The 7,737-nt window shown below is 67.6% G+C and carries 6 protein-coding genes; all 6 read right to left on the reverse strand.

Annotation, left to right across the window (positions count from 1 at the left end):
• Window positions 1-7 precede the first annotated feature (7 nt).
• The 6 genes from EQ874_RS05225 to nuoL all read right to left on the reverse strand — a co-directional run bounded on the left by EQ874_RS05225 (window position 8) and on the right by nuoL (window position 7,701).
• A complete protein-coding gene (locus EQ874_RS05225; protein WP_347400866.1) occupies window positions 8-1,549 on the reverse strand; it encodes an FMN-binding glutamate synthase family protein in 1,542 nt (513 codons plus the stop codon).
• 105 nt (window positions 1,550-1,654) lie between these two features.
• A complete protein-coding gene (locus EQ874_RS22850) occupies window positions 1,655-1,801 on the reverse strand; it encodes a hypothetical protein (protein ID WP_165369208.1) in 147 nt (48 codons plus the stop codon).
• A 118-nt stretch (window positions 1,802-1,919) separates the two neighbouring features.
• On the reverse strand, window positions 1,920-2,441 hold the full coding sequence (msrA, locus tag EQ874_RS05230; RefSeq protein ID WP_064062993.1) for a peptide-methionine (S)-S-oxide reductase MsrA: 522 nt from the start codon (window positions 2,439-2,441) through the stop codon (window positions 1,920-1,922).
• Between the two features lie 67 nt (window positions 2,442-2,508).
• Window positions 2,509-4,113: an NADH-quinone oxidoreductase subunit NuoN gene (nuoN, locus tag EQ874_RS05235; protein WP_129976094.1), complete on the reverse strand. Its 1,605-nt coding sequence runs from the start codon at window positions 4,111-4,113 to the stop codon at window positions 2,509-2,511.
• Entirely contained in the window at window positions 4,110-5,795 is a 1,686-nt protein-coding gene (locus tag EQ874_RS05240; protein WP_129976096.1) for an NADH-quinone oxidoreductase subunit M, read from the reverse strand. The genes nuoN and EQ874_RS05240 overlap by 4 nt, the downstream gene beginning before the upstream one ends.
• A 13-nt stretch (window positions 5,796-5,808) precedes the next feature.
• On the reverse strand, window positions 5,809-7,701 hold the full coding sequence (gene nuoL, locus EQ874_RS05245; protein ID WP_129976098.1) for an NADH-quinone oxidoreductase subunit L: 1,893 nt from the start codon (window positions 7,699-7,701) through the stop codon (window positions 5,809-5,811).
• Window positions 7,702-7,737: the final 36 nt, after the last annotated feature.

Genomic DNA, 7,737 nt, shown 5'->3' on the forward strand with positions numbered 1-7,737 from the left:
GGATCTGTCACGAGCGAGACCGGGGGCGGAACGAATCCGGCGTGGCTGCACGCCAATCCGCTGACCACATGGGCGGTGGATCGGTGAGGAGTTCGCCCGGAGCGAGCCATTCGTAGAGTTCCGTGTAGGAGCGAACGGTGGTCGGCGACACCTTCTTCCGAAGCATGTCCGTCGTGAGCCCGCCGGGTTCGTCGACGCCCATCGACGCCATGAGTCGAACCGCCTGACGCACCGTGCTCGCGTGGTACCGCTGCACTCGTAATGCCTTGTCCGCCACATCGAGCGCCCGCGCTCGTTTCGGGTCCTGGGTCGTCACTCCGACCGGACACCTGTTCGTGTGGCATCGCTGCGCCTGGATGCATCCGAGCGCCATCATCATCGCCCGTGCCGAATTGGTGTAGTCCGCACCGTGGATCAGTCGCTTCACCATGTCGTTTCCGGTCGCGACCTTGCCACTCGCGCCGACCCTGATGCGGTCCCGCAATCCGGTACCCACGAGGGCGTTGTGGACCGTCATCAGCCCGTCGGTGAGCGGAAGCCCCATGTTGTCCTCGTATTCGAGGGGTGCTGCGGCGGTGCCACCCTCGGCCCCGTCGACGATGACGAAATCGGGTGCCGTCCCTTCCGCGAGCATGGCTTTGCAGATCGCGAGCACATCGACGCGGGAACCGACGCAGAGCTTGACACCTACGGGTTTTCCTCCGGACAGTTCCCGAAGATCGGCGAGGAAGCGGATCAGTTCGCGCGGTGTCGTGAAGGCCGTGTGCGCTGCGGGACTGACGCACTTCTCGTGGGCCGGAACGCCACGATAGCGTGCGATCTCCTCACTCACCTTCGCCGCCGGGAGCACGCCACCCACGCCGGGTTTCGCCCCCTGGCTGAGTTTGAGGGAGATCGCCTTCACGTGGTCGTGAGCCGACTTGTCGGCGAACTCTGCGGGGTCGAATCGTCCGTCGCGGTCGCGCGTCCCGAAGTACCCGGATCCGATCTCCCACACCAGGTCACCACCACCGTCGAGGTGATACGGTGTCAGCCCGCCTTCGCCGGTGTCGTGGGCGAACCCACCTCGGGCCGCCCCACGATTCAACGCCCGGATCGCGTTGGCGGACAGAGCGCCGAAACTCATCGATGAAACGTTCAGCAGCGACATCGAATACGGCCGGCTGCAGTCGGGCCCTCCGATGTCCACCCGCGGTGGTTCGTCGGGTTCGGCCGCCGGCACTGTCGAGTGAACGAGATACTCGTACCCGACCTCGTAGACGTCGCGTTCGGTGCCGAACGACAACTCGCCGTGAATTCCCTTCGCCCGTTCGTAGACGACGGTGCGCACGTCCCTGTCGAAGGGGCGGCCGTCGAAATTCCGCTCGACGAAGTACTGCTGGAACTCCGGGCGCACACTCTCGAGCAGATACCGCATGTGGCCGAGCACCGGATAGTTGCGCAGCACCGAATGCCGGCGCTGCACGAGATCGTAGATTCCGACCACCGACAGGAACGTCAGAAGGGCGACCAGCACCCACCAGCCCCACCCTCCGACTGCGGCGATCACACCGACCAGAACCAGAGTCAGGCCCAGGAAACCGACGAGGAAGAACCGCAGCACGGTTCACCTTCTCTCCGCCTGTCCGGCGGGTCTCACATGTCGAGCGGCAGCTCAGTGGGAACCGCGACGCTTCTGCTGCAGCTTCGCGAGCATCTCCTTGGCCTTGCGCTGATTCTCCGGCTTGGCCGCCTCACGCCGGACGACCTGGATCGCCTTGACCGCGGCGGCGCTCTTCATAGCCTTACCGAACATTCCCATCGAGTACTCCTCCGTATGTCATCAGAACTGGTACTTCCACGATACGGATGCGGGAACGCCGAGGAGTAGTCGCCGTCGGCGACACGGGCAGTTCCGTGGAACTGCCCGTGCGCGCGATTCAGTTCGGCGCGTCGACGATGCGGCTGTTCGGCAGCTTCCAGCCCGGCCGCGGGAAGTGGCAGGTGTACCCGTTCGGGTAGCGCTGGAGATAGTCCTGGTGCTCGGGTTCGGCTTCCCAGAAGGTGCTCGCGGGAGTCACTTCGGTGACCACCCTGCCGGGCCACAGACCGGACGCCTCGACGTCGGCGATGGTGTCCACCGCGACCTGCTTCTGCTCGTCGTCGAGATAGAAGACGGCCGAACGGTAGGACGCTCCGACGTCGTTTCCCTGCCGGTTCACGGTGGTCGGATCGTGGATCCGGAAGAAGAACTCGAGCAGTGCCCGGTAGTCGGTGCGTGCGGGGTCGTAGACGATCTCGACGGACTCCGCGTGCCCCGGATGGTTGCGGTAGGTGGGGTGATCGTTCTGCCCACCGGTGTAGCCGACCCGTGTCGACACCACCCCGGGCTGCCGCCGGATCAGCTCCTCCATGCCCCAGAAGCATCCGCCTGCCAGAATCGCCGTGCGTGTATCGGTCATTACGCCTCCTCGGGTGGTGGAACCGATACGGGAGCCCGGGCATTCCCACCGCGCACTCTGTTCCTGGTCAGAGTACGAACATCGCCGCCTGCTCGGCGAGGTCGAGGACGGGTTGCGGCAGGATGCCGAGCAGCACCGTCGCCACCGCCGCGAACGCGATCGCGGCGCTCGTCGCCACGGTGGAGGTCGCGAGCTGCGGGGCGTCGGCGGTCGGCTCGGTGAAGAACATCAGCACGATCACCCGTACGTAGAAGTACGCCGCGACCGCGCTGACGAGCACACCGACGATCACGAGTGGAGCCGCGCCTCCCGCGATCGCGGCACCGAAGACCGCGAACTTGGCGATGAACCCGCTGGTGAGCGGAATGCCCGCCAGTGACAACAGGAACAGTGCGAAGGCCCCTCCGAGCAGCGGCGAGCGCCGTCCGAGGCCGGCCCACCGCGACAACTCCCAGGCCTCACCGTCCGGGTCGCGGACGAGGGTCACGACGGCGAACACACCGACCGTTCCGATGCCGTAGACGAGCAGGTAGAACAGTGTCGACGACACGCCGGACGCAGTGCCGGCGACGACGCCGGTGAGCACGAATCCGGTGTGGCTGATCGCCGAGTACGCGAGCATGCGCTTGATGTCGTTCTGCGTCACCGCCAGGACCGCGCCGACGACCATCGTCGCGATCGCGACGGCCCACAGGATCGGCCGCCACTGGTCGGCGGAACCGGGGACCGCGACGTAGAGCACGCGCAGCAGGGCGCCGAACGCGGCGATCTTCGTCGCGGCGGCCATGAACGCGGTGACGGGGGTCGGAGCCCCCTGGTAGACGTCCGGGGTCCACGAGTGGAAGGGCACCGCTCCGACTTTGAACAGCAGGCCGACGGCCAGCAGGCCCACCCCGACGAGCGCTGTGGTCTCGTTGCCCGCACCCGTGTCGATCGCTGCGGCGATACCTCCGAGGTGAACAGTGCCGGCGTAGCCGTAGAGCATCGCCACCCCGTACAGGAAGAACGCCGACGAGAACGCTCCCAGCAGGAAGTACTTCAGCGCGGCTTCCTGCGAGAGCAACCGTCGGCGCCGCGCGAGCCCGCACAGAAGGTACAGCGGCAGCGACAGCACTTCGAGTGCGACGAACATCGTCAGCAGGTCGTTCGAGGCGGGGAACACGAGCATCCCACCCACCGCGAACAGCAGGAGCGGGAAGACCTCGGTCCGTGCGCCGCCCGCCGCGAGTGCCTGTCGTTCGGCGGCGGTACCCGGGATCGCCGACGCCTGAGGTGCGAACGCGTCGAGATGCGCACCGACCGCCGTGCGGGGAACGGCGTGTGCACGAGCCGGTTCGATGCTGCGTTCCGCGACCAGCGCGACCGACAGCAACGACACGATCAGGACCGATCCCTGCAGGAACAGCGCCGGGCCGTCGATCACGACCGCCCCCGACAGGGTGGTCGCGCGGGTTCCGGCGAGCATCAGGACCGCGACGAACGCCGCCACGAGCGCGACCGTCGTCAGGACCACGTGGGCGAGATAGCGCGCCGAGGCCGGCACGAAGGATTCGACGAGTACGCCGGCGACGGCGGCGGCGAACACGATCAGGATGGGCGCGATCAGGCCGTAGTCGATCGCCGGGGCGGGGAGGGACGCGGCAAGAACGACGATGCCCTCGGAGGGGTTCATTCGGCTTCACCTTCCTCGGAACCGTGGTCCGGAACGTCACTCTCGGCGATCGGACGCTCGGCTGGCACCACCGGCTCCGGCCGGGAGATGTCGATCGAGACGAGCGTGTCGTCGACTGCGGGGGTGATGACATCGAGCGCCGGTTTCGGATAGATCCCCAGTACGAGCAGCAACGCGAGCAGCGGCGCGACCACCGCGATCTCCCGCGGCACGAGATCGGAGAGCCTGCGTGTGTGCTCGGCGCCGTCGTCCCCGTCGTGGTCCCGGCCGGGTAGGCGCACGGGGCCTCCCATCATGCGCTGATAGAGCCACAGCACGTAGAGCGCGGACAGCACGAGCGCGAGCGTCGCGATCACCGCCGCCACCCGATAGCGGGGATAGGTGCCGACGAAGACGAGGAATTCGCTGACGAACGGGGCGAGTCCGGGCAGGGACAGGGTCGCCAGCCCGGCGACGAGGAAGGTTCCGGCGAGGACCGGCGCGATCTTCTGTACGCCGCCGTACGCCGCGATCGTGCGGTCGCCGTGCCGCGAGACGAGGAATCCGGCGATGAGGAACAGTGCGGCCGTGGAGATCCCGTGGTTGACCATGTACAGGGTGGAGCCGGCCTGCCCCTGCGCCGTCAGCGCGAAGATACCGAGGACGATGAACCCGAAATGTGAGATGGATGTGTAGGCGATCAGGCGCATGATGTCGGTCTGGCCGATCGCGAGCATGGCGCCGTAGACGATGCCGATGACGGCGAGGGTCGCCACGACCGGCGCGAAGGTCACCGAGGCGTCGGGAAAGAGCTGCAGGCAGTAGCGCAGCATCCCGAACGTGCCGACCTTGTCGACCACGGCCATCATGAGCACCGCGGCGACCGGGGTGGTCCGCACCGCCGCGTCGGGCAACCATCCGTGCAGCGGCCACAGCGGGGCCTTCACCGCGAAGGCAACGAGGAAACCGAAACACAGGGCGCCGAGCACGGCGGGGGTCGCGTCGAGATCGCCGGCGACGGCCGCCGCGGTGACGGTCCGGACGTCGAAGGTACCGACACCCGCGGTCTCCCCCAACCCGGATCGGGCGGTGACCACGTACAAGCCGATCAACGCGGCGAGCATCACCAACCCGCCGAGCAGGTTGTACAGCAGGAACTTCACGGCGGCGCGCGCCCGGTCGGCTCGCGGTGTTCCCGGGGAACCGAATCCGCCGATGAGGAAGTACATCGGGACGAGCATCGCTTCGAAGAAGACGTAGAACAGCAGGATGTCGAGGGCGGTGAACGACACGAGCACCATCGACTCGACGAGCAGGATCAAGGCCACATAGGTGTGGGCGGATCGGGGGCGCGCCGAGCCGGCCTCCTCGTCGGCGGCGCGGTGGTCGTGCCACCCGGCGGCCAGGAGCAACGGCACGAGTGCAGCGGTGAGCAGGACGAGCACCAGAGCGATCCCGTCGACGCCGAGCCGGTAGCCGGCACCGAACGACGGGATCCAGTCGTGCGATTCGAGGAACTGGAAACGCTCGCCCGCGCGGTCGAACCCGACGGCGACGATCACCGCGACCACCAGGACGGCGATCGATACCGCGAGGGCGAGCGCCCTGACGGCGGAGCTATGTCGTGCGGGCAGGGCCGCGATCACGGCGGCGCCGAGCAGCGGCAGCACCCACAGGATCGTCAACCAGGGAACGGTGGTCACCGGTACACCCCCATCACAGCGTCACCAGGACGAGCGCGCCGACCACGACGGTCGCGCCGGCGAACATGTACAACGCGTACGAACGGACGAAGCCGGTCTGCAATCGGCGCAGTCCGCGCGAGAGCGCACCGATCCCGGTGGCCGCACCGGTGACGGAGCCGTCGATCCCGGTCGACTCGACGGCGTCCAGGGCGCGCACCATGCCCTGGCCGGGACGCATGAGCACCGCTTCGTTCACCGCGTCGCCGTAGAGGTCGCGGCGCGCGGCGACGGTCAGCGCCGACACCGCCTCCGGTGCCGTCTCGGGCACAGGTTCGCGCACGTACTGCCGGTAGGCGACGGCGACACCGGCGAGCACGACCGCCAGAGTGAGGGTGGTCACGAGCAGGACGGGCAGGCCGCCCTCGTGGTGGTCGTATCCGACGACGGGTTCGAGCCAGTGCTGCAGCGCGCCGCCGAGCACCAGCAGCCCGCCGGCGCCGACGGAGCCCACGGCGAGAGCGATCATCGGCCAGGTCATCGAGGCCGGCGACTCGTGCGGGGTGGCGCCGGACGCCCATCGCCGGTCGCCGAAGAAGGTCAGGATCATCACGCGGGTCATGTAGAAGGCGGTCAGCCCCGCGCCGAGCAGCGCTACGAGACCGAGCACGGCTCCTTCGACGCCACCCGCGGCGAAGGCGACCTCGATGATCTTGTCCTTGGAGAAGAAGCCCGCGAACGGCGGGATGCCGATGATGGCGAGATACCCCAGCCCGAAGGTGGCGAAGGTGATCGGCATGACCGCGCGGAGACCGCCGAAGCGGCGCATGTCGGTTTCGTCGTTCATCGCGTGCATCACCGAACCGGCGCCGAGGAACAGCCCGGCCTTGAAGAAGCCGTGGGTGAGCAGGTGCAGGATCGCGAAGGCGTAGCCGGCGGGGCCGAGCCCGGCGGCGAGCACCATGTAGCCGATCTGGCTCATCGTCGACGCCGCGAGCGCCTTCTTGATGTCGTCCTTGGCGCAGCCGATGATCGCGCCGAAGAGCAACGTCGCGGCACCGACGACGACCACGGCGAGTCGTGCCGCCGGTGCGGCGTCGAAGATCGCGTTCGCCCGGACGACGAGATAGACGCCGGCGGTGACCATGGTCGCGGCGTGGATGAGCGCCGAGACCGGGGTGGGACCTTCCATCGCGTCGCCGAGCCACGACTGCAGCGGCAGCTGAGCGGATTTCGCGCACGCGGCCAGGAGCAGACACAGGCCGATCGCCGTCACCGTGCCTTCGGTCACGGCGGGGACCGCGGCGAAGACCGTGTCGTAGTCGAGGCTGCCGAAGGTCGCGAACATGATCAGGAGAGCGATGAGGAGCCCCATGTCGCCGACGCGGTTGACGACGAACGCCTTCTTCGCGGCGGTCGCGGCAGTGGGCTTGTACTGCCAGAAGCCGATGAGCAGGTAGGAGGCGAGTCCGACCCCTTCCCACCCGAGATACAGGACGAGGAAGTTGTCGGCGAGGACGAGCACCAGCATCGCCGCGAGGAACAGGTTGAGATAGGCGAAGAACTTCCGGCGTTCCGGATCGTGTGCCATGTACCCGATCGAGTAGAGGTGGATCAGCGTTCCCACGCCCGTGATGAGCAGCACGAAGCAGATCGACAGCGCGTCGAGCCGGAGGCCGAGATCGACCTGCAGCTCGCCGACCGGCACCCAGGCGAACAAGGTCTGCTGTGCGAGCCGGGCGTTCGCGTCGAGTCCGAGCAACCCGGCGAACATGACGGCGCAGACGACGAACGAGGCAATCGCAGTGGCACATCCGAGCAGATGTCCCCAGCTGTCGCTGCGCCGCCCGAGGAGCAGCAGTACGAACGCGCCGGCCAAGGGCAGTGCCGGTATCGTCCACAGCGCCGAGTTCAGGAACGACGTCATGTCGCGTGTCCTCTCGGTTCGTCGTGGGCTCTCACA

It is taken from the genome of Rhodococcus sp. Q1, assembly GCF_004153645.1.
Lineage (GTDB): Bacteria > Actinomycetota > Actinomycetes > Mycobacteriales > Mycobacteriaceae > Rhodococcus > Rhodococcus gordoniae.

Bases quoted from the DNA above. Each gene is read 5' to 3' on its own strand.
- nuoL (WP_129976098.1), bottom strand. From the start codon at position 7,701: ATGACGTCGTTCCTGAACTCGGCGCTGTGGACGATACCGGCACTGCCC.
- EQ874_RS22850 (WP_165369208.1), bottom strand. From the start codon at position 1,801: ATGGGAATGTTCGGTAAGGCTATGAAGAGCGCCGCCGCGGTCAAGGCG.
- msrA (WP_064062993.1), bottom strand. From the start codon at position 2,441: ATGACCGATACACGCACGGCGATTCTGGCAGGCGGATGCTTCTGGGGC.
- nuoN (WP_129976094.1), bottom strand. From the start codon at position 4,113: ATGAACCCCTCCGAGGGCATCGTCGTTCTTGCCGCGTCCCTCCCCGCC.